Origin of the sequence: Chryseobacterium sp. ZHDP1 (assembly GCF_018603435.1) — a bacterium.
In the GTDB taxonomy this organism is placed as follows: Bacteria; Bacteroidota; Bacteroidia; order Flavobacteriales; family Weeksellaceae; genus Chryseobacterium; species Chryseobacterium indicum.
In genome coordinates, this window is record NZ_CP075682.1 from 392,987 (window position 1) to 411,842 (window position 18,856).

The 18,856-nt window shown below is 35.3% G+C and carries 17 protein-coding genes; 9 read left to right on the forward strand and 8 right to left on the reverse strand.

What is annotated here, in order from left to right; all coding sequences use genetic code 11:
• Window positions 1–42 precede the first annotated feature (42 nt).
• Together KKI44_RS01755 and KKI44_RS01760 are read right to left on the reverse strand one after the other, a co-directional pair.
• On the reverse strand, window positions 43–459 hold the full coding sequence (locus KKI44_RS01755; RefSeq protein WP_214589577.1) for a hypothetical protein: 417 nt from the start codon (window positions 457–459) through the stop codon (window positions 43–45).
• Window positions 460–702: 243 nt separating this feature from the next.
• Window positions 703–1,896, reverse strand: coding sequence for an MFS transporter (locus KKI44_RS01760; RefSeq protein ID WP_214589578.1), 1,194 nt, complete (start codon window positions 1,894–1,896; stop codon window positions 703–705).
• A 196-nt stretch (window positions 1,897–2,092) separates the two neighbouring features.
• On the opposite strand from KKI44_RS01760, the gene KKI44_RS01765 reads away from it, so the two are divergent.
• Window positions 2,093–3,676 carry a Na+/H+ antiporter gene (locus KKI44_RS01765; protein WP_214589579.1) on the forward strand — a complete coding sequence of 528 codons (1,584 nt, stop codon included), beginning with the start codon at window positions 2,093–2,095 and terminating at the stop codon, window positions 3,674–3,676.
• On the opposite strand, the gene KKI44_RS01770 is transcribed toward KKI44_RS01765, so the two are convergent.
• Entirely contained in the window at window positions 3,662–3,994 is a 333-nt protein-coding gene (locus KKI44_RS01770) for a hypothetical protein (RefSeq protein WP_214589580.1), read from the reverse strand. The genes KKI44_RS01765 and KKI44_RS01770 overlap by 15 nt on opposite strands.
• A 957-nt stretch (window positions 3,995–4,951) precedes the next feature.
• Here KKI44_RS01770 and KKI44_RS01775 point away from each other — a divergent pair.
• The 7 genes from KKI44_RS01775 (at window position 4,952) to KKI44_RS01805 (ending at window position 12,694) form a co-directional block, all read left to right on the forward strand.
• Entirely contained in the window at window positions 4,952–6,211 is a 1,260-nt protein-coding gene (locus KKI44_RS01775; RefSeq protein ID WP_214589581.1) for an aminotransferase class I/II-fold pyridoxal phosphate-dependent enzyme, read from the forward strand.
• Between the two features lie 7 nt (window positions 6,212–6,218).
• A complete protein-coding gene (locus KKI44_RS01780; RefSeq protein WP_214589582.1) occupies window positions 6,219–6,848 on the forward strand; it encodes a TetR/AcrR family transcriptional regulator in 630 nt (209 codons plus the stop codon).
• A gap of 99 nt (window positions 6,849–6,947) precedes the next feature.
• Window positions 6,948–8,033, forward strand: coding sequence for a DNA polymerase III subunit gamma/tau (gene dnaX / locus KKI44_RS01785; protein WP_214589583.1), 1,086 nt, complete (start codon window positions 6,948–6,950; stop codon window positions 8,031–8,033).
• A 38-nt stretch (window positions 8,034–8,071) separates the two neighbouring features.
• The gene (locus KKI44_RS01790) at window positions 8,072–8,653 is read left to right on the forward strand and encodes a hypothetical protein (RefSeq protein ID WP_214589584.1); all 582 of its coding nucleotides are present in this window, start codon (window positions 8,072–8,074) and stop codon (window positions 8,651–8,653) included.
• A gap of 644 nt (window positions 8,654–9,297) precedes the next feature.
• Complete coding sequence (locus KKI44_RS01795) at window positions 9,298–10,377, forward strand: chorismate mutase (RefSeq protein ID WP_076390562.1); 1,080 nt, start codon at window positions 9,298–9,300, stop codon at window positions 10,375–10,377.
• 164 nt (window positions 10,378–10,541) lie between these two features.
• Window positions 10,542–11,468 (forward strand): ribosome small subunit-dependent GTPase A, encoded by a 927-nt coding sequence (gene rsgA / locus KKI44_RS01800; protein WP_214589585.1) that lies wholly within the window; start codon window positions 10,542–10,544, stop codon window positions 11,466–11,468.
• Between the two features lie 809 nt (window positions 11,469–12,277).
• Window positions 12,278–12,694, forward strand: coding sequence for a nucleoside-diphosphate kinase (locus KKI44_RS01805; RefSeq protein ID WP_076390425.1), 417 nt, complete (start codon window positions 12,278–12,280; stop codon window positions 12,692–12,694).
• Between the two features lie 54 nt (window positions 12,695–12,748).
• On the opposite strand, the gene KKI44_RS01810 is transcribed toward KKI44_RS01805, so the two are convergent.
• From KKI44_RS01810 to KKI44_RS01820, 3 genes are all read right to left on the reverse strand, one after another.
• On the reverse strand, window positions 12,749–14,590 hold the full coding sequence (locus KKI44_RS01810; protein WP_250902139.1) for an alpha-L-fucosidase: 1,842 nt from the start codon (window positions 14,588–14,590) through the stop codon (window positions 12,749–12,751).
• A gap of 295 nt (window positions 14,591–14,885) precedes the next feature.
• Window positions 14,886–15,536: a ribulose-phosphate 3-epimerase gene (gene rpe / locus KKI44_RS01815; RefSeq protein ID WP_076390423.1), complete on the reverse strand. Its 651-nt coding sequence runs from the start codon at window positions 15,534–15,536 to the stop codon at window positions 14,886–14,888.
• 39 nt (window positions 15,537–15,575) lie between these two features.
• Complete coding sequence (locus tag KKI44_RS01820) at window positions 15,576–16,649, reverse strand: M42 family peptidase (RefSeq protein WP_116099899.1); 1,074 nt, start codon at window positions 16,647–16,649, stop codon at window positions 15,576–15,578.
• Between the two features lie 51 nt (window positions 16,650–16,700).
• Here KKI44_RS01820 and KKI44_RS01825 point away from each other — a divergent pair, with 51 nt between their 5' ends.
• Entirely contained in the window at window positions 16,701–17,405 is a 705-nt protein-coding gene (locus KKI44_RS01825; protein WP_214589586.1) for a DUF4294 domain-containing protein, read from the forward strand.
• Between the two features lie 30 nt (window positions 17,406–17,435).
• Here KKI44_RS01825 and KKI44_RS01830 read toward each other — a convergent pair whose 3' ends face one another.
• Window positions 17,436–17,852 carry an NUDIX domain-containing protein gene (locus tag KKI44_RS01830; protein ID WP_087709834.1) on the reverse strand — a complete coding sequence of 139 codons (417 nt, stop codon included), beginning with the start codon at window positions 17,850–17,852 and terminating at the stop codon, window positions 17,436–17,438.
• Between the two features lie 312 nt (window positions 17,853–18,164).
• Entirely contained in the window at window positions 18,165–18,839 is a 675-nt protein-coding gene (gene mnmD / locus KKI44_RS01835; RefSeq protein ID WP_214589587.1) for a tRNA (5-methylaminomethyl-2-thiouridine)(34)-methyltransferase MnmD, read from the reverse strand.
• Window positions 18,840–18,856: the final 17 nt, after the last annotated feature.

Consider the following 18,856-nt stretch of genomic DNA (forward strand, 5'->3'; position numbering starts at 1 on the left):
CACAACCCGAGAGTTGTGGTTTTTTAATGAAAGTATATATTATTAAGATTCGGTGTGCATCAGTCCATAACTTATGGAAGTGGGTTCTTTACCGAAAAGACAAGAAAAAATATTCTGAAATTCATGGATGTACTTGCATTTAATAGAATTTCCGTAGATTTTCAGACCTTCAACAATCTTTCTGGAATCAAGATCAAAATCATATTTTATGAAAGTTTCAGGTCTCTCGTAACGAATGCGCTGTTCTGAGCTGTATGTTCTAGAAAACCCGAATTTTTCCAGCCACTCTTCGGTAATCTGAATAGGCTTGATTGATTTTGCCGGAGCAGAAAAGCTATGGAAATCATTTTCAATCTGTACAAAATAATCTTTTTCATCATTCTGGAATATTTCAGTAATCTTATAAATCTGATTTTTATATTCCACTAGATTTTTAATTTTTAAATCTGCAACGTTCATAATATTTTGTGGGTGTTTATGTTATTATTCCAAGGTTAGTGAATGCCCTTGTATAAGTAGTTTTGCAAATACTATGCCTTATGTTTTGAATATAAATTAAACTATTGTTAATTATAAATGGTGATTTTTGTTTAAATTGTTGATATATAATACTTTATATTATTTAAAAAGATTTAAACAATATTTGTGAAAGTTAAATTTGTGGTACTTATGTGGTATTTATGTTAAATCAAAAAAATGTAATTATTCAGTTTTCAATGACTTATATTCAATAGTTAATGCAAATGCGATGATAATCACCAAAATTAATGTAGCAATAAAAACATTCCATGAAGTAGAGTGGAGCAGATATCCTGTTCCGCTTCCTAAAAAACTGGATCCGAAATAATAAAAAAGCCAGTAAATGGAAGTTGCTGAAGATTTTCCTTCTTTTGCATGCAACGCTGTCATCTGACTTGCCATGGTATGAGCAGCAAAAAAGCATAACGTAAATAAACCTAGTCCAAATACTACAACATAGATATTTTCTGAAAGAAGAAGAATAAGTCCGGTTAACAAAAAGAAAATTGCACCTTTCAGAATGTATTTCTTTTCAAATTTTACGGATAATCTGCTGGTTATCATAGTTCCCAAAACACCGAAAGTGTACATCAGAAAAATAAAAGCAATAAAAACATGGCTCAAAGAAAACGGATCAGATTCCAATCGGAATGTCATATAATTATAAATGCTTACAAAAGTTCCCATCAGCAAAGCAGCGATAAAATACAGTCGGAGAATATAAGAATCACGGATCAGTCTTTTCATCTGCTTTATTTTCAGATGATAATCTGTTTTCTGAGGTTTGAAAAATTTTGAATCCGGAAAAAGTTTCCAGAAAATAAGTCCCAACACCAGACTTTGAAGACCGATCACCAAAACAGCATTTCTCCAACCGAATTCTCCGGCAAGAAGAGTTGCTAAAATCCTTCCGCTCATTCCTCCAATTGTATTGCCGCTGAGATACATACTGATTGCCAAAGCCACCACAGAAATTTCAACCTCCTCCGTAAGATAAGCCAGAGCCACAGAAGAAACTCCTGAAATGACAAAACCTTTTACCATTCCAATGATGATGAGCAGCATTAAACTCGGAATCCATGTTGAAATGATGGTTAAAACTGCCGATGCTATTAAAGAAAAAACCATCAGTTTCTTTCGTGAAAAACTGTCTGCACGGAACGCAAAAAAGAAAAGTCCTAAAGCCATTCCGATCGTAGAAGAAGAAACCAGCAAAGAACTGTCGCCAACTGTTGTGTGGAAATGCTCTGCGACCATTGGCAATAACGGCTGAAAAAGATAAAGCTGCGCAAATACCGAAAGTCCCGATAAAAATATACACAGTTTGATGTAGTAGAACCGTCTGCTTTTCCTGTCTGCTTTCCTTGGAATATTCATGATGTGCTTAAAAAATCAAGCAAAAAAATTATGGAGTTATTTTGATCTGCTAATTTGATGAAATTTTTTAAATCTTTAAAATGTCTTTTTTAATTGATTTTTAATTGAATTTTTAAATTAACTCAACATTTTCCGGTTAAATTTTTCCGGCAGTTTTTCACTATAATATGTATCTTTAATTCTGAAAAAATTTAAAATGATTGAAAACTTTCCTTTTTATCTCTCACTGATTCTAGCCATTGTCTTTATTATCATGATTGCTAATAAGATTAGGGTTGCTTATCCTGTTCTGCTGGTTATAGCGGGACTTTTAATCAGTTTTATTCCCAATGTTCCCATCATCAGAATAGATCCGGAGCTTATTTTTATTATCTTTCTTCCTCCGTTGCTTTATGAAGCGGCATGGGCAATTTCCTGGAAGGAACTCTGGAAATGGCGTAGAATTATAGGAAGTTTTGCCTTCGTTGTTGTGTTTCTTACGGCAACTACAGTAGCCTTTGTTGCCAATCATTTTATTCCGGGATTTTCTCTTGCTTTAGGATTTCTTTTGGGGGGAATTGTTTCGCCGCCCGATGCAGTAAGCGCAGGAGCGATTCTTAAATTTGTAAAAGTTCAGAAAAGGCTGTCTTCTATTCTGGAAGGAGAAAGTCTGCTGAATGACGCATCCTCCTTAATTATTTTCCGTTTTGCGATGATTGCCGTTGCAACCGGACAGTTTATCTGGCAGGATGCAGTTTTCAGCTTTTCATGGATGCTGATTGGCGGAATCGGAATCGGGTTAATCATTGGATGGCTTTTCATGAAAGGGCATAAACTTCTTCCTACAGATGCCAATATGGATACCATTCTCACCATTGTTGCGCCCTATTTAATGTATATCGCCGCAGAAGAAGCGCACAGTTCAGGAGTTTTGGCCGTCGTAAGCGGCGGATTGCTGCTTTCCAATAACCGTCATAATTTTCTCAGTACTTCATCACGTTTGCGCGGACTGAATGTCTGGGAAAGTCTGTCTTTTGTACTTAATGGTTTGGTTTTTATCCTCATTGGTCTGGATCTTCCGGAAATTACTTCAGGTTTGGGAGAAGTAAGTATTTACGCTGCGGTAGGATACGGATTGCTTGTAACTGCGGTTTTGATCGTGGTAAGAATTCTGTCGGCTTACGGAGCGGTAGTGGTCACTTTAATTGCAAGAAACTTCATCACGGTTGCCGATAACCGAAGTCCGGGATTTAAAGCTCCGATTCTCTTGGGTTGGACAGGAATGAGGGGAGTAGTGTCTTTAGCTGCTGCGCTTTCAATTCCAGTAAAACTGTATCATAACGGACCGGATTTTCCTCAGCGAAACTTAATTTTATTCATCACTTTTATTGTAATTTTAACGACACTTTTAGTTCAGGGACTTACACTTCCTTACCTTATCAGAAAGATGGAAATTCCTTCATATAACGATCATCTTCCTGAAGATGAGGCTGAAGAATTAATCCGTCGTGAAATGGCAAAAATGACTTTAGAGCATCTTAGACAAAATCATGGTGAACTGTTGCAAAAAAGTATGTTTTTACAACAGATACATGAAAAGTGGAAAGGTAAAGTCGAAAAAGAATCTGATATCAAACTATCTTCCGAAATTAAAGGTGCTTATCTGGATATTCTGAATACGCAAAGAGCGTGGCTGATTGAGCAAAACTATGACAAAAAACAGCATTTTGACGAAGATCTTATCCGCAGACATCTTGTAAAGATCGATCTGGAGGAAGAAAGACTTTCACTGATTCATTAGAAAGGTTAATACTTTCTGAAGATATTCATCTTCTTTTATCACTTTTTCATACGACTGTCGTGCATAAACAGGCGAAAGTTCATAATTCTCAGGTTTGGAGTTAATATCTTCATTCTCAATATACTGATTAAGATGACGAGTATATTGTTTAATCAGTTTATTAATGGTTTTTCTCTTAATTTTACAGATTGTATTATTCTTTATTTTCTGTAAAGAGTTAAGAATGAAAGATTTGTCTCCGTGAAAATTGATTACATTTTTTACATACGAAAGGTTATGATTATCCTGTAATACAGAATGGTTCTCTTCAAAAATCATAATGGTAAAAGCTTAAGTTTACAATAGTTAATAACACGTTAAAATGATAACTGGAAATTAATTGACGGGTATTGTAAATGATTTTCTCATCATCCGTATGATGTAGTCTGTAAGAAAAGAGTACTGAATAATCATAATAATTACTTTAAGTGAATTGGTGAAAAATTATGTTTGGCTGTTAATCTTATACTTCAAATATCCAACCAATTTTTATAATCTGATTAAATGTATTGAAAATTTGTAATAAGATATTCGACAGATGTAATATTTAACAGAGTTTATTATTGACTGTTATCATTTAAAAACATTTGAATAAAAATGTAGCTTCGTGCTTAATTAGGTATTTATACACAATTAAATTCATAGCAATAAAGACTTAAAAGCTTCGGATATTACGATTAATAAAGGATAACTGAATTATTGTTGCTGATTTCTTGTATTATCTGTTAAAATAATATTTTTTAAATCTTAAATTTTCTTAAATAAAATATTTATATTTGTTATAATTCCATTGGAGGTGAAATTGCTTTTAATGAATGATATTTTTTTAGTAACAGTTTTTACCCAAATAGAATAACGATTTAGCTTAATGATTACGGACAGTACATTCTAAAGGATAATGTTAAGAAAGGCATGAGTGGAATTCCGCATAAAGGATTTTGTACTTTTTTATATTTCTGATTTTCAATGATATTAAGCCGGAAAAATTGTAAATCATCAACACCAAATCATCGTTAAACACCCAAGATGTTAATTGCTTAATTCCTAAGCGGTTATATAATTTTTTATTTTATTATTTTTTTGTTAATATTTAATTTATTTTATGAATATTAAATTTTTTTAAGATTATTTAATAAAAATATTTTATACATAATAAATTTTTGTAGGAAATTAATTTATTTTTTTTTAAAATAATACTATATTTGTTTTAACATTAAACAGCTAACAAAATTAAGGATGGATATTAACTTTTCAACAGCGACTTTTAAGGATTTCGAAAATATTCCGGGCTTCGATATGATGGAGCGTGCAGACATTTACTATGACTTTCTGGAATACATGAAATCAAACGGGCGTCATCACTACAGATTGCAGAATAATACAGGTTGCAGTTCTGTAATGAATGTAGGAACTCACAACGTAACCAGAGAGTTTGTAAGCTTCGTTACAAGTGATTACTTAGGGTTTACACAACACCCTAAAGTAAAGCAGGCGGCTATAGAAGGAGTGGAAAAATACGGAACCGGTACGGCTGCAACACCGCTTATCGGAGGGTATTACTCTTACCACAACGATTTGGAGGCTAAAATTGCTTCCTTTTTTGGACGTTCTCAGGACGAAGCCGTAATTTTTACAACAGGATACACGACAAACAGTGCAACTTTACAAATCCTGTTGCAGAAAGAAGACATTGCGATTGTAGATATGGCAGTTCATGCAAGTGTATACGAAGGATGTATTCTTACCAACAGAAAAACATTTCCGCATAATAATCTGGAGGCTCTGGAACAGATTTTAAAAACATCGGAAAAACAATTTCGTACAAAGCTTGTGGTAATAGACGGTGTATATTCTCAGGATGGAGACACTGCACCTATTGAAGAAATTTATAACTTAGTAAAAAAATATAACGCTTACCTTATGGTTGATGATGTTCACGGGGTAGGTATTTTAGGAAAAACAGGAAGAGGTACGATTGAAGATACCGGTCTGCTGGATAAAATAGATATTATAACAGGAACTTTCAGTAAAACATTTGGTAATCTCGGAGGGTATGTTATTGCCAACAAAAGTCTTACGAATTTCATAAGATTCCAGTCCAGACAGCAGATATTTTCGGCTACAACGCCTCCTTCCACAGCTACAGGAATTGTAAAAGCCATAGAGCTTATTGATGAAGAGCCCCACTGGAGAGAAAAACTATGGGAAAATATCAATTACTTCAAAAAAGGACTTAATGATTTGGGATTGGATACAGGGACAACCTGTTCCGCGGTTGTTCCCGTAAAAATAGGAGATCCGCACATTACAGGCGATGTAGGAAGAATGCTTCTTGAACACGGAGTGTATACAAATCCTATTATTTACCCTGCTGTAGCCAGAAAAGATGCCCGTATCAGGATGAGTGTAACGGCAACACATGATAAAGAACATCTTGATAAAACCCTCAATGCCTTTGAGGATATCAATAAAAAGTTGCATATTGCAAAAAAATAGATAACAAATGCCAAGAAAAGTTGTACAAGGTCCTATAAGGGACAAAGAAAAAACAAAGCAAAAATTGCTTGCTGCTGTTGGTAAAATTCTGAGAACCAAAGGGTATTCAGGTTTGAAGGTGAGTAAAATAGCAGCAGTGGCAGGATTTGATAAAAAATTGATTTACGAATATTTCGGAAGTACCGAAAAACTTATTGATGAATATATCAGATCTCAGGATTACTGGAGCAAAATGAACCAGGATAATATTCATGTGGATTTTTCTGATGGAGGAAAAGAACTTTCTAAAGTTGCCATCCTTAATCAGTTTGAGCATATCAAGAAAAATAAGGAACTTCAGAAAATTATTCTTTGGGGATTATCTGAAAGTAAGCCGATCCTGAAAAAAGTAGCAGATGAAAGAGAAGAAATGGGAGAAATGCTTTTCACGAACATCGTAGATCCGCATTTTAAGGATAAAGCGGTAAGATATCGTGCCATCGCAGCACTTCTGGTTTCCGGAGCCTATTATCTTAATCTTTACACGGCACACAATGCAAGTGTATTCTGCGGAATAGACTTAAAAAGTGACGAAGGCAGAAAAGAAATCGAAAAAGCAATCACGGAGATCATCGATTTTGCTTACGAGGAAAGATAAATATGAGAAAAATTTACTGTTGTCCTAAAATGGGTATTTTATAAACAATTTAAAAGATTTTCATTTTTAAATTAGAACAATATTTCTTATTTTTGGCCAATGGAAAATTTTATCGTATCTGCACGAAAATATCGCCCGCAGCAGTTTGATACTGTTGTTGGGCAGTCTCATATTACGGATACTTTAGAACACGCTATTGAAGAAAATCAATTGGCTCAGGCATTACTGTTCTGTGGTCCGAGAGGAGTAGGGAAAACAACCTGTGCCAGAATTCTGGCAAGGAAGATCAATGAAAAGGACGGATCAGTTTCGGAGGACGGTTTTGCCTATAACATTTATGAGCTGGATGCCGCATCGAACAACTCTGTGGATGATATCAGAGAATTGATCGATCAGGTACGTTTTGCGCCTCAGGTTGGTAAATACAAAGTGTATATTATCGATGAGGTTCATATGCTGTCTTCTGCAGCCTTCAACGCTTTCCTTAAAACACTTGAGGAACCGCCTGCTCATGCTATTTTCATCTTAGCAACTACCGAAAAGCATAAAATTATTCCTACGATCTTATCCCGCTGTCAGATCTATGATTTTAAAAGAATCGTAATTGAAGACATTCAGGGACATCTTAGAAATATCGCTCAGAAAGAGAATATTCAATATGAAGATGATGCGTTGTATCTTATTGCCCAGAAAGCAGACGGAGCTTTAAGAGATGCACTTTCCATCTTCGACAGGCTCTCTACTTTTTCCCAGAAGAATATTACTTTGGCAAAAGCTGCAGAAGTTTTAAATATTCTGGACTACGATCAGTACTTAAAAATTGTAGATTTAGCCAAACAAAATAAAATTCCCGAAGTTCTTTCCGCATTTAACGAAATTGTGAAAAAAGGATTTGATCCTCATATTTTCATTGCAGGTTTGGGAAGTCATTTCAGAGACCTGATGATGGCTCAAAATGCTTCAACCATTGATCTGATAGAAGTAGGAGAACAGACCAAAATAAAGTTTGTAGAACAGGCTCAGAAATGGAATCCGCAACAGCTTATTGATGCTATTGAAATTTGCAATCATGCAGACATCAATTATAAGAATTCTAAAAATCCAAGACTTACAGTAGAAATTGCATTAATGCAATTGGCTTCTTTGACGGCTAATTCAGACGTTGCTAAAAAAAAAAGTTTATAATTCTGGCTCCGTTTCTCAGTGAGAAGCAGGAAGTCAAAATGCCCGTAAAACCTACGGAAACTCAGGAACAGAAACCTAAACAGGAGCAGTCTTCTGAAAATCCGGAAGTTCCCGTTGCCGCGGAGATCAAAAAAACCTCAAAACCTTTATCCAGACCCGGAATTTCTTCAGGGTTCAGCATCAGTTCTTTTTTAAACAAAGAAGAAACAACTGTTGTAGAAGAAAAAGTTGTAACCAAAACAGAACAGCTTCCCCAAAATCATTTTACCGAAACAGATCTTCAGGCAGAATGGAATTTACAGCTCAAGCAGCTCCAGAAAAAAGATGCCATTATTTTCAATGCCATTAAATCTTTCAAAATGATAAAATCCGGAGAAAATGAAATTACCGTTTTATTTCCTTCCGATTCTGCAAAAGCTGAGTTTGATAAAGTAAGCCGTGAATTTTTTAATCATTTTAAAACGAAAGTTCATAACCATTCTATTCAGGTTGTCTATAAAAGAGATGCCGAAAACCTGAAAGTAGAAGTGATGACTCCAAGAAAAAAATTCGAGAAATTTGTTAAACTAAATCCACTTTTGAAGGATCTGGATGATCTGATGAAATTTGATTTAACATAATTATATTTCTGATTGTCCGTAATTTGTCAGAATAAAAACATCTGCAATCTCAGTTAAGTTTTAACGCCTCTGCGAACCTTAAAAACAGTTTGTTTATAAAAAATCTTTGCGTGCTTAGCGTTAAAATCAAGCATTATGATTGATAACGGATAATCAATATTATATTTCAATGCCTGCTTTCTGCAAAATAATGCTCAATAAAAGTATCGTAATGTTTATCTGAAAAAAAATATGGTACTTAAAACTCTTTTTTAAATAAAATTTATATATTTGTCAGGCAATTGAAAAACAGGACATCAGTTTTTCAGTTAAAATATAAACCGAAAATCTAGAAATAGATAGTTTATTTTGGAAAAATTAATAAAGTCATATCAATCTGTATTTGCTCCTGCTGAATTCTTTAGCGGGCAGTTTGGCTTTTCTTTTCCGTATTTTAGAAATTTCAGAACGTATTATCGATTTTATTATTGGTACTGCTAGTATAAATTTCTTTCAAAAAAATCTACAGGATTATAGATTTCTTCTTATTTCCTGATTCCTTAAACAAAATTTAACGGCTTTTTTTAGAAAGAATTATAAAGTAATTTTATGATACTTTTTTGTGTTTGAATATGAACAATAATGATAATAGTAAAATTAAAAATATGAATTTAAAAGACTTAAAAAACGAGTGGATTAATGAATTCCAGCAGCCAATGATGATTGCAGGACCGTGCAGTGCGGAAAGTGAAGCACAGATGCTGGAAATTGCAAAAAGAATCAGGGAAACCAATGCCAATGTTCCTGTTTTCCGTGCAGGAATCTGGAAGCCGCGTACAAAACCGAACGGATTTGAAGGAGTAGGAGTAATTGGTCTTAACTGGCTGAAAAAAGTGAAGGAAGAATACGGTTTCAAAACAGCGACAGAAGTTGCCAATGCACACCACGTTTTTGCTGCTTTGGAAGCAGATGTAGACATTCTTTGGATCGGGGCGCGTTCTACGGTAAATCCTTTTACCGTTCAGGAAATTGCACAGGCATTGAGAGGAACAGACAAAACCGTGTTGGTAAAAAACCCTGTAAATCCGGATCTTGCTTTGTGGATCGGAGCTTTGGAAAGACTTTTAGGTCAGGGAATCACCAATTTAGGAGTTATTCACAGAGGATTTTCTACGTACCAGAAAACAAAATACAGAAACAATCCGAACTGGCAGATTGCTCTGGATTTTAAAAGTCAGTTCCCCAATATTCCGATGCTGATCGATCCTTCACACATCTGCGGAAACAGAACAGGTTTGGCAGATATTACGCAGGAAGCTTTAAACGTAGGTTACCAGGGAGCCATTATAGAAACACACAGCAATCCGGATGAAGCTTGGAGTGATGCAGCTCAGCAGATTACACCGGAAGTTCTTGCAGAACTAATCGGAAACTTAAAGGTGAGAAATTCAGGATTGGCAGGATTTGAAGGAGAAATGGGAAGACACAGAACGTTAATTTCTGATATAGATTTTCAACTGATTGAAATGCTTGCGCAGAGAATGAAAATTTCTGAAAAGATCGGAAAGCTTAAAAAAGAAAACGATATCGCGATTTTCCAGCCGGAACGTTGGAAAGAAATTACGGAATACGCTACTCAGAAGGCTGTTGAGACCGGAATGACGAAAGAATTCATAGAAAAAGTATTCAAAGCGATCCACGAAGAGTCTATCGAGGTTCAGAACAGTATTATGATTAACAGGTAATTTGGTTTTAGAGTCAGAGAGTTTTAGAGTGGGAGAGTATTAGAGTTGGAGAGTATTAGAGTTGGAGAGTGAAAAAGTAATTGGATGACTTTTATAAAAGCTCTCCGGCTCTAAAACTTTAAAACACTCAAACTAAATTTCCTATATTTGCAGCATCTTACAGTATGAAAGGAAAAATCATTAAATCTACAGGAAGCTGGTATCAGGTTTTGGAAATGGAAACCGGGAAAATCTTCGAAGCAAGAATTCGCGGAAAATTTAAATTGATTAAAACAAGACTTACCAATCCGCTTGCTGTTGGAGATTTTGTAGAATTTCAACTGGAACAAGATGATATCGCATGGATTACAAAGATCGAGCCCCGGAGGAACTATCTCATCCGAAAATCTGTAAACCTTTCAAAAGAAGCACACATTATCGCTTCAAATATCGATCTTGCCTGCTTTATTTTCACTTTAAAACATCCTGAAACTTCCCTTGGATTTCTAGACCGTTTTCTGGCGTGTTGCGAAGCCTACAATATTACTCCGCTGATTTTATTCAATAAAATTGATGTTCTGCATGAAGAAGAAATCGAAATTGTAAAGGATATTGAGTTTCTTTACAATGAAATCAGCTACGATGCTCTGGAAATTTCTTCCTATTCAAAATTAAATCTGGAAAAGCTGCAGGAATTGCTGAAAGACAAAACGTCAGTTTTTTTCGGACATTCAGGCTGTGGAAAGTCTACTCTGGTGAATGCTTTGCAACCGGGACTTAACCTGAAAACTTCTGAAATTTCCGATACGCATTTAAAAGGAAAACATACGACCACCTTTGCGCAGATGCATTTCTGGGATTTTGGCGGAAACGTAATTGATACTCCCGGAGTTCGTGAATTTGCCATGATCGACATCGAAAAAGAAGAGGTTCAGCATTATTTTCCTGAAATTTTCAAAAAAAGAGAAGAATGCAAATACCACAACTGTCTTCATATCAACGAACCGAAATGTGCGGTAATCGATGGGCTGAAAACCGGAGAAATTCAGCATTCAAGATATTCTACCTATATTAAATTAATGGAAGAGGCGGAAGAAGCTTCTCAAAAATAATTTCTATTTTCCGGAAATTTCTCCATTATTAAAGTAACTTGTCTAAACTTTTTTACCGCAAAGATTTTAACACTTAAGTTGTTTAAGCTTACTATTTAAATGGAAAGAAAGGGCACATAAGTTAAAAAAATCAAAGATTTTTTCTCTTTGCAGACTTTTGAAATACTTTAAATAAATCCAGTAAAGTCCTTTGTCTCTTTTGCAGTTAAATTTAAAACTAGTTTAAACAAACTTAGTTTTAAAATGGTTGTCCGTGGCTTATCATCATTAAAAAAAATTTAGATTCTTTGAACTTCGTTTGAATCCCTTCAGGCTGTGTCAGAATGACAAAGCAGCCGTGTCATCTTTGCTGAACCTTTGCGAACCTATACGTAAAATTAAGCATTATGATTAATGAAGGATGAGCAGGAGTTTTAATAATGAATTTCAATTTCTCGTATGCAAAAATTTTTTACTCACAGAATAAGTTTCCAACTATTTTAACCCTGCATTAAATTCCAAATTCTGGATGAACAAAGTTTAATATTTGGAATTTAAAATTTAAATAAACGTTTAATTCTTTTAGAAACCGGAAGTTAGGCTTAGTTTTTGGGGAATCACGGGCAATAAAAAACCCAGCCGAAGCTGGGTAAAAACTAATAACCATGAAAACTCAAATTAAACATGAGAATCATAATAGAATCAACAATTACTGTGCCAAAGTTTCGTTCATAAAACCTTAACAAATGTTATTTTTATGTTAAAAATATTTTAAAATTAAAATCAAAAGAATTTTTTGTATTTTTGCGCCATTAAAAAAATATACATTTATGTCTAACATTACATTCACTATGATTAAGCCAGATGCAGTTGCAGACGGACATATCGGTGCTATATTAGGAAAGATCGCAGAAGGTGGTTTCAAAATTAAAGCAATGAAATTGACTCAACTTACTGTTGCAGATGCAAAAAAATTCTATGAAGTTCACGCTGAAAGACCATTCTACGGAGAATTGGTAGATTTCATGAGCTCTGGACCAATTGTAGCTGCTGTTCTTGAGAAAGATAATGCTGTAGAAGATTTCAGAACATTAATCGGTTCTACTAATCCTGCTGAAGCTGCAGAAGGAACAATCAGAAAAATGTTTGCAAGAAGCATCGGAGAAAACGCTGTTCACGGTTCTGACTCTGACGAAAACGCTCTTATCGAAGCAAAATTCCATTTTTCAGGAAGAGAAATTTTCTAAGAAAAATCATTTCAAAATAAAAAATCCGGAGAAACTTTCTTCGGATTTTGTTTTTTACAGATTACTTTCAATTGCGCCAACTTTTTCACGGTATAATTCGAGCGGTTTATCAAGAAGAACTGCAATAACAGTTAGATTTCTATCCAGTTTTTCTTTGGGTACGTCAATATAAATAATTCCCGGAACCTCACTCCAGTAAAGTTTATTGAATATTTCATGGCTTAATAAAGTTCCTTCACCCACAATACGGATTCGTGCTATTTCGTTTTTAATGCCTTTTAAAGCAATCGGTCCGGTCGGAATTCCTTCAACAAAAAGATAAAGGGTTTGTCTGTCTTTGGAAAGTACGGAATTTCCTGAAAAATGACCTTCTGGAAGCCCTTTTTCGGTTTCATAAAGTGCTTCTGCGTGTTTGCTGATCCAATTTAGAATTTCGGGATTGGTTTTGCCGATTTTGGGAAGTTTCATTTCCATTCCGTCCTCTGTTAAACCTGAATTTTTGAAGATGTTGTTTCCCGAATGAAGCTGTTCTGCAATTTCATAGACTGCCGTTTTTGTGTTTTTATTTTCTAAAGATTCAGGAAGAGATAAATTGGGCTTATCATTTTGTACTCTGATCATAGGTTCGTCAATCGATATTTCAACAACGGTGACGTCCTGATCAAATTTTACATGGGAAAAATTGAAAGTGAAATCTCCATTACCGTTACTTTTAATATCAATCTTCGCTTTATCGTCCCCAAGAATTCTGGCAGAAATAGTATTGGTCATTAAACCATATATTTTTACAAAGTCTTTGGCTTCTTCAAGATAGAGAAATATTTTTTTCCGGTCTTTAGAAAATGCAGATTTTCCTTTATAATTGTCGAATGGCAAACCTCGTGTTGTTCCGTAAATGGCTTCGGAATTTTTTGTTGTCCATCTTGCCAAGTTCTTTAGAATTTCAACCTGCTGTTCCGGAATGGTTCCGTCTTCTTTCGGACTAATATCCAACAGTAGATTTCCACCCATATTAATCACATCCGCCAAAGTTCTTACAATCATATTCGGAGTTTTATAATGATTGTCGAAAGGCTGAAATCCCCATGAATCATTCATGGTGTAGCAAAGTTCCCAGTAATTGCTTTGAGGTTTTACCACAGGAATTCCCTGTTCCGGAGTTTCGTAGTCACCATGATTTTTCAGTCTGGAATTAACGATAATGTCCGGATTGAATTTTTTCAGATTTTCCAGAGTTTTCGGAGCGCGCCATTCTTCTGATGAGTGTTCCCAATCTCCGTCGAACCACAGAAGATCAGGTTTAAACTGTGAAGAAAGTTCATTTAATTGATTCTGATAATAGGTGACAAAATTTTCCCAGCGTTTCGGATCATTTTTAATTTCGTAACGCTTTTTTGTCCGGGTATTGATGTCGTAATAAGGATGGCTCCAGTCGGGAAGGGAATAGTAAAGCCCGGTTTTCAGGCCTGAATTTTTTAATGCAGAGATAAATGGAGAAAGTACGTCTTTTTTGGCTAAGGAATTTTTAGAAATAGTAGTCGATTTTTCAGCTTTTGAATCCCAAAGCGCAACACCATCATGATGTTTTGTGGTAATCACGGCATATTTTGCTCCGGAATTTTTAATCAGTTTTACCCATTCATCGGGTTTGTATTTTGCAGCTGAAAAACCATTGAGCTGTTTCATGTAATTTTCATGGCTGATGTAATTATTGAAAAAAGCCCATGATTCCGGAATTCCATTCACAGAGTAAATTCCCCAGTGAATAAAAATTCCGAGTTTGGCATCCTGAAACCATTCCATTTTTTGATTTTCCTGTGGCTGATTCTGTGCAGGGTATTTTCCTGAAGATAAAACCAGACCTAAAGACAATATGCCGATTAATTTCCCTTTCACGTTTTTTCTTTTTATGATCTAAAAATACTTAAAAAGAACTTTATAGAGCTCCAGTATTTATTATTGAATGATTTAAACCTTCCTGTTCTTCGGGGTTAAGTAAAAATACCGAGATTAAAATTCCGTGTTTTTACGGATGTTTTTATCCTCATTTATTGCCATCTTTACATCAGCATTAGAGAAGGAAAATTTAAGCATTAAACTCTTCAAAACTAATAACCATTAAAGGCTCAGATTTTCATTAAGAAGAAAGGCAACTCAACGGAGTTGCCTTTTTGTTTGTATTGAAATGAAATTAAATTTTCAGTAATTCGATGGTTCTTTCCGGATTTTCTGCTGAGAAAACTGCGTTTCCTGCAACCAGAACATCGGCTCCGGCTTCGAAAAGTTTAGAGGCGTTGTCGATATTTACACCACCGTCAATTTCAATTAATGCTGTCGAATTGTTGCTTAAGATCAGGTCTTTTGTTTCAGCAATCTTCTTGTACGTATTTTCGATGAATTTCTGTCCACCGAATCCCGGATTTACACTCATCAGCAAAACAAGATCTACGTCTGCAATAATATCTTCCAGCATAAGAACCGGAGTGGAAGGATTTAAAACAACACCGGCTTTTGCACCCAGACTCTGAATATGATGAATCGTTCTGTGAAGGTGAGTACACGCTTCGTAATGCACCGATACGAGATCTGCTCCGTGATTGATGAATTCTTCTACATATTTTTCAGGCTCTACAATCATCAGATGCACATCTACAAATTTTTTAGCGTGCTGCTGAACGGTTTTCATTACCGGAAATCCGAACGAAATATTCGGAACAAATCTTCCGTCCATTACGTCTACGTGAAACCAGTCTGCCTGAGAATTATTCAGCATTTCAATGTCTCTTTGCAGATTCCCGAAGTCTGCGGATAATAGGGATGGAGCAATAAGCTTCGTTTTCATTTTTACTTTTTACTTTTAACTTGTCTCTTTTTACTTCTGTTAATGATACTTCAGTTTCATTTCCGGCTGAATTCTCAGAAGTGTTTCGTAGATGAGTTGGATCACATTTCCTACGTCTTCTTTGGAAACCATTTCCACTGTGGTATGCATATAACGCAAAGGTAAAGAAATTAATGCACTCGGAACGCCGCCGTTAGAATGCGCGAAAGCATCGGTGTCTGTTCCCGTCGCGCGGCTCGCTGCTGCTCTCTGGAAAGGAATTTTCTTTGTTTTTGCGGTGTCGATAATCAGTTCTCTGATGGTGTGATGAATGCTTGGTGCGAAGAAAACCACCGGTCCGTCTCCGCATTTCTGGTCACCTTCTTTTTTCTTTTCGATCATCGGAGTGGTGGTATCATGCGTAACATCTGTAACGATGGCAATGTTGGGTTTAATGGTATCTGCAATCATATCCGCTCCATACAAACCTACTTCTTCCTGAACGGAATTGGTAATGTATAATCCGAACGGAATTGTTTTTTTATTTTCCTTTAAAAGTCTTGCCACTTCAGCAATCATAAAACCACCGATTCTGTTGTCTAAAGCTCTGCAAACGAAATAGCGGTCATTCATTTCGAAGAATTCATCGGGATAGGTAATCATGCATCCTACATAAATTCCCATTTCTTCCACTTCCTTTTTGGACGTTGCCCCGCAATCGATGAAGATATTTTCAATTTTTGGAGTCGGTTCGTTCTGGTTGGCTCTGGTGTGGATTGCAGGCCATCCGAAAACGCCTTTTACAATTCCGTTTTCACCGTGAATATGAACCACTTTGGACGGAGCGATTGTCTGATCAGAACCTCCGTTTCGGATCACGTAGATCAATCCGTCGTCTGTAATATAATTTACATACCAAGAAATTTCATCTGCATGCGCTTCAATCACTACTTTAAATTCTGCTTCAGGATTAATGATTCCGTAGCAGGTTCCGTAATGATCCACTTCAATTTTGTCTACATAAGGTTTAATGTAGTCCATCCATACTTTCTGTCCCTCATGTTCGTATCCTGTTGGAGATGAAGTGTTTAAATATTTCTCTAAAAATTTTAAAGATTTCTTTTCAAATTTCATAAAAAGGAATGATTTTTGCGTTCAATTTTTGTTCTAATACGCGTAAAAATAATGAATTTTAGTAAGATTATTTGTCTTTTTCTCTTCTTTTTTGGAGTCAGTATTTCGGCTCAGAAGGATTCCATCATTGCGAAACCTTTAAGTCAGTACCCTGCAGAACTTTTGAAAACAGACGAATTCGGCAATAAATATTTCTATGACGAAAGGCAGAAAGCTAGGATCTATGAAATCAACGGGGAAACCGTGGTGGTAATGGATGAGCTGGTTTTGCTGAATAAGCCGAAATTCAATAATCAGCTGGATCGGAACTATTATTACTTCTTAAATAAAAAGCTTTACAGAGTATATCCGTTATTTTTAACTGCTTTACAGCAATACAGAGATATTCAGGGGGAAATGACGAATATGGACAGTAAGGCAAAACGAAAATACATAAGAGACCGACAGAACATTCTTGCCGATCAGTATGAAAAACAGCTCAGAGATCTTACGACAACAGAAGGACAGGTTTTTGCCAAACTGATGAACAGAGCAACCGGAAAAAATGTCTATGAAATCATTAAAGAACTAAGAGGAGGATGGAGCGCATTCTGGTGGAATGTAAAAGGAAAAATGGCAGATATTGATCTTAAAGATCCTTATGATCCGCACAAAAACAGAACCGACGAATATCTGGAATCCCTGCTTCAATCTAATTGGAATTCAGGTTATCTTCAGCCTTATTCCGGAGCGAGCAGCTTTAAAGTCTACAAATAATATCAATCATAAAAAATTCCTGTAACGATCTTACAGGAATTTTTCTTTTAATTTATCAAAAACAATTTTGTCGATGGGCAACGGAAACGGATTGTCCGGTCTGTCGATCTCAATCCATTCTGTTTTTTCAATGCAGGGATCAAGAATCAGGAAATCGCCTTCGTCAATAATGTTTACAATATAATATATAGTAAGAAGCTGTTCATTTTCTCTGAAACGCGAAACCAGAAAATCTTCCTGCGTATAAAAATGTTCCACAACTTCTATTTTTACATTCAGCTCTTCATCGAATTCTCGATGCAGACAATCTATTAATCCTTCTCCAAACTCCAGTCCGCCACCCGGAAATTTCATTAAAGGTTCACCTGCGTATTCTTCAAATAAAGTAAGGACTTTTTTATCTTTTACCGCACAGGCGTAAACTCTAATGTTGATCTTATCTATCATATATAATAATTTGTTAAAGCTAATTTAGGGAAAATTTGTCGGACGCCCGAAGACATGATCTGGAAGTTTACGACTGATTTTAATTTTTTTTAACCTTAGATTTACATACTCAAAACTATTAGGAAGCAAATTTTTCCAGTCTTTTGTCGAATGAGATATTTAGATTCCTCTGGAATGACAAACTTTTAGAATGAAATTAAAAAAACTTCAATATATAATAAGGTATACATTCAAAACTTTAAAGACTATAAAACATCAAGTAATAAAACCTCCATCTTCCAGCCTCAAGCTTCCATCTCCCATCTCCCTTCCTTACAACTTCACCGCATTAATCATCTCTCTTTTTCCCGGAGGTCCCTGTTTTTTCTCAACATTAAAGTTCAGTTCCTGAAGAATTCTTCTTACACTTCCTTTCGAAGAGTAGGTTGTTAATAATCCGTTAACAGCCATTTTATCCGAAACCATTTCAAAAAGGGGCTTTTCCCAGAGATCGGGCTGTACTCTTGCGCCGAAACAGTCGTAATATACCAGATTTATTGCGGGTAAATCGATATTCTTCAGATCAAAAAAATCACATTCTATCTTTTTTAAGTTGAAACCATTAATGATTTCTTCTGACTTTTCCCATTCTGCCAGATGAATTTTTTGATAAATATTTTTGAATTCGGGGTTATCGAAAAGCTCAAAATAGGCTAAATCGTTAATTTCCGATTCATTTATGGGGTATTTCTCAAGGGTAAAATAGTTGATGATATGATTTTTGTCAGTTTTTAAATATTCATTAATTGTTACCAAAACATTCAAACCTGTTCCAAAACCGAGTTCTAAAATATTAATTTCGTAATCATTTATCAAATTTAATCCGTTTTTGATAAACACGTGTTCGGCTTCCTGTAATGCACCATGGTGTGAATGATAGTTTTCATTTAAATCATTGATAAACAATGTTTTGCTGCCGTCGTTTGTGGTCTTAATTTCTCTTTTCAAGCTATTTTTTTACAAAT

Coding starts and splice junctions, on each gene's coding strand:
- KKI44_RS01790 (WP_214589584.1), top strand. CDS start 8,072: ATGCCCGTAAAACCTACGGAAACTCAGGAACAGAAACCTAAACAGGAG.
- KKI44_RS01780 (WP_214589582.1), top strand. CDS start 6,219: ATGCCAAGAAAAGTTGTACAAGGTCCTATAAGGGACAAAGAAAAAACA.
- KKI44_RS01805 (WP_076390425.1), top strand. CDS start 12,278: ATGTCTAACATTACATTCACTATGATTAAGCCAGATGCAGTTGCAGAC.
- KKI44_RS01820 (WP_116099899.1), bottom strand. CDS start 16,649: ATGAAATTTGAAAAGAAATCTTTAAAATTTTTAGAGAAATATTTAAAC.
- KKI44_RS01825 (WP_214589586.1), top strand. CDS start 16,701: ATGAATTTTAGTAAGATTATTTGTCTTTTTCTCTTCTTTTTTGGAGTC.
- KKI44_RS01830 (WP_087709834.1), bottom strand. CDS start 17,852: ATGATAGATAAGATCAACATTAGAGTTTACGCCTGTGCGGTAAAAGAT.
- KKI44_RS01775 (WP_214589581.1), top strand. CDS start 4,952: ATGGATATTAACTTTTCAACAGCGACTTTTAAGGATTTCGAAAATATT.
- KKI44_RS01795 (WP_076390562.1), top strand. CDS start 9,298: ATGAATTTAAAAGACTTAAAAAACGAGTGGATTAATGAATTCCAGCAG.
- KKI44_RS01770 (WP_214589580.1), bottom strand. CDS start 3,994: ATGATTTTTGAAGAGAACCATTCTGTATTACAGGATAATCATAACCTT.
- KKI44_RS01765 (WP_214589579.1), top strand. CDS start 2,093: ATGATTGAAAACTTTCCTTTTTATCTCTCACTGATTCTAGCCATTGTC.
- rpe (WP_076390423.1), bottom strand. CDS start 15,536: ATGAAAACGAAGCTTATTGCTCCATCCCTATTATCCGCAGACTTCGGG.
- KKI44_RS01760 (WP_214589578.1), bottom strand. CDS start 1,896: ATGAATATTCCAAGGAAAGCAGACAGGAAAAGCAGACGGTTCTACTAC.
- dnaX (WP_214589583.1), top strand. CDS start 6,948: ATGGAAAATTTTATCGTATCTGCACGAAAATATCGCCCGCAGCAGTTT.
- rsgA (WP_214589585.1), top strand. CDS start 10,542: ATGAAAGGAAAAATCATTAAATCTACAGGAAGCTGGTATCAGGTTTTG.
- KKI44_RS01755 (WP_214589577.1), bottom strand. CDS start 459: ATGAACGTTGCAGATTTAAAAATTAAAAATCTAGTGGAATATAAAAAT.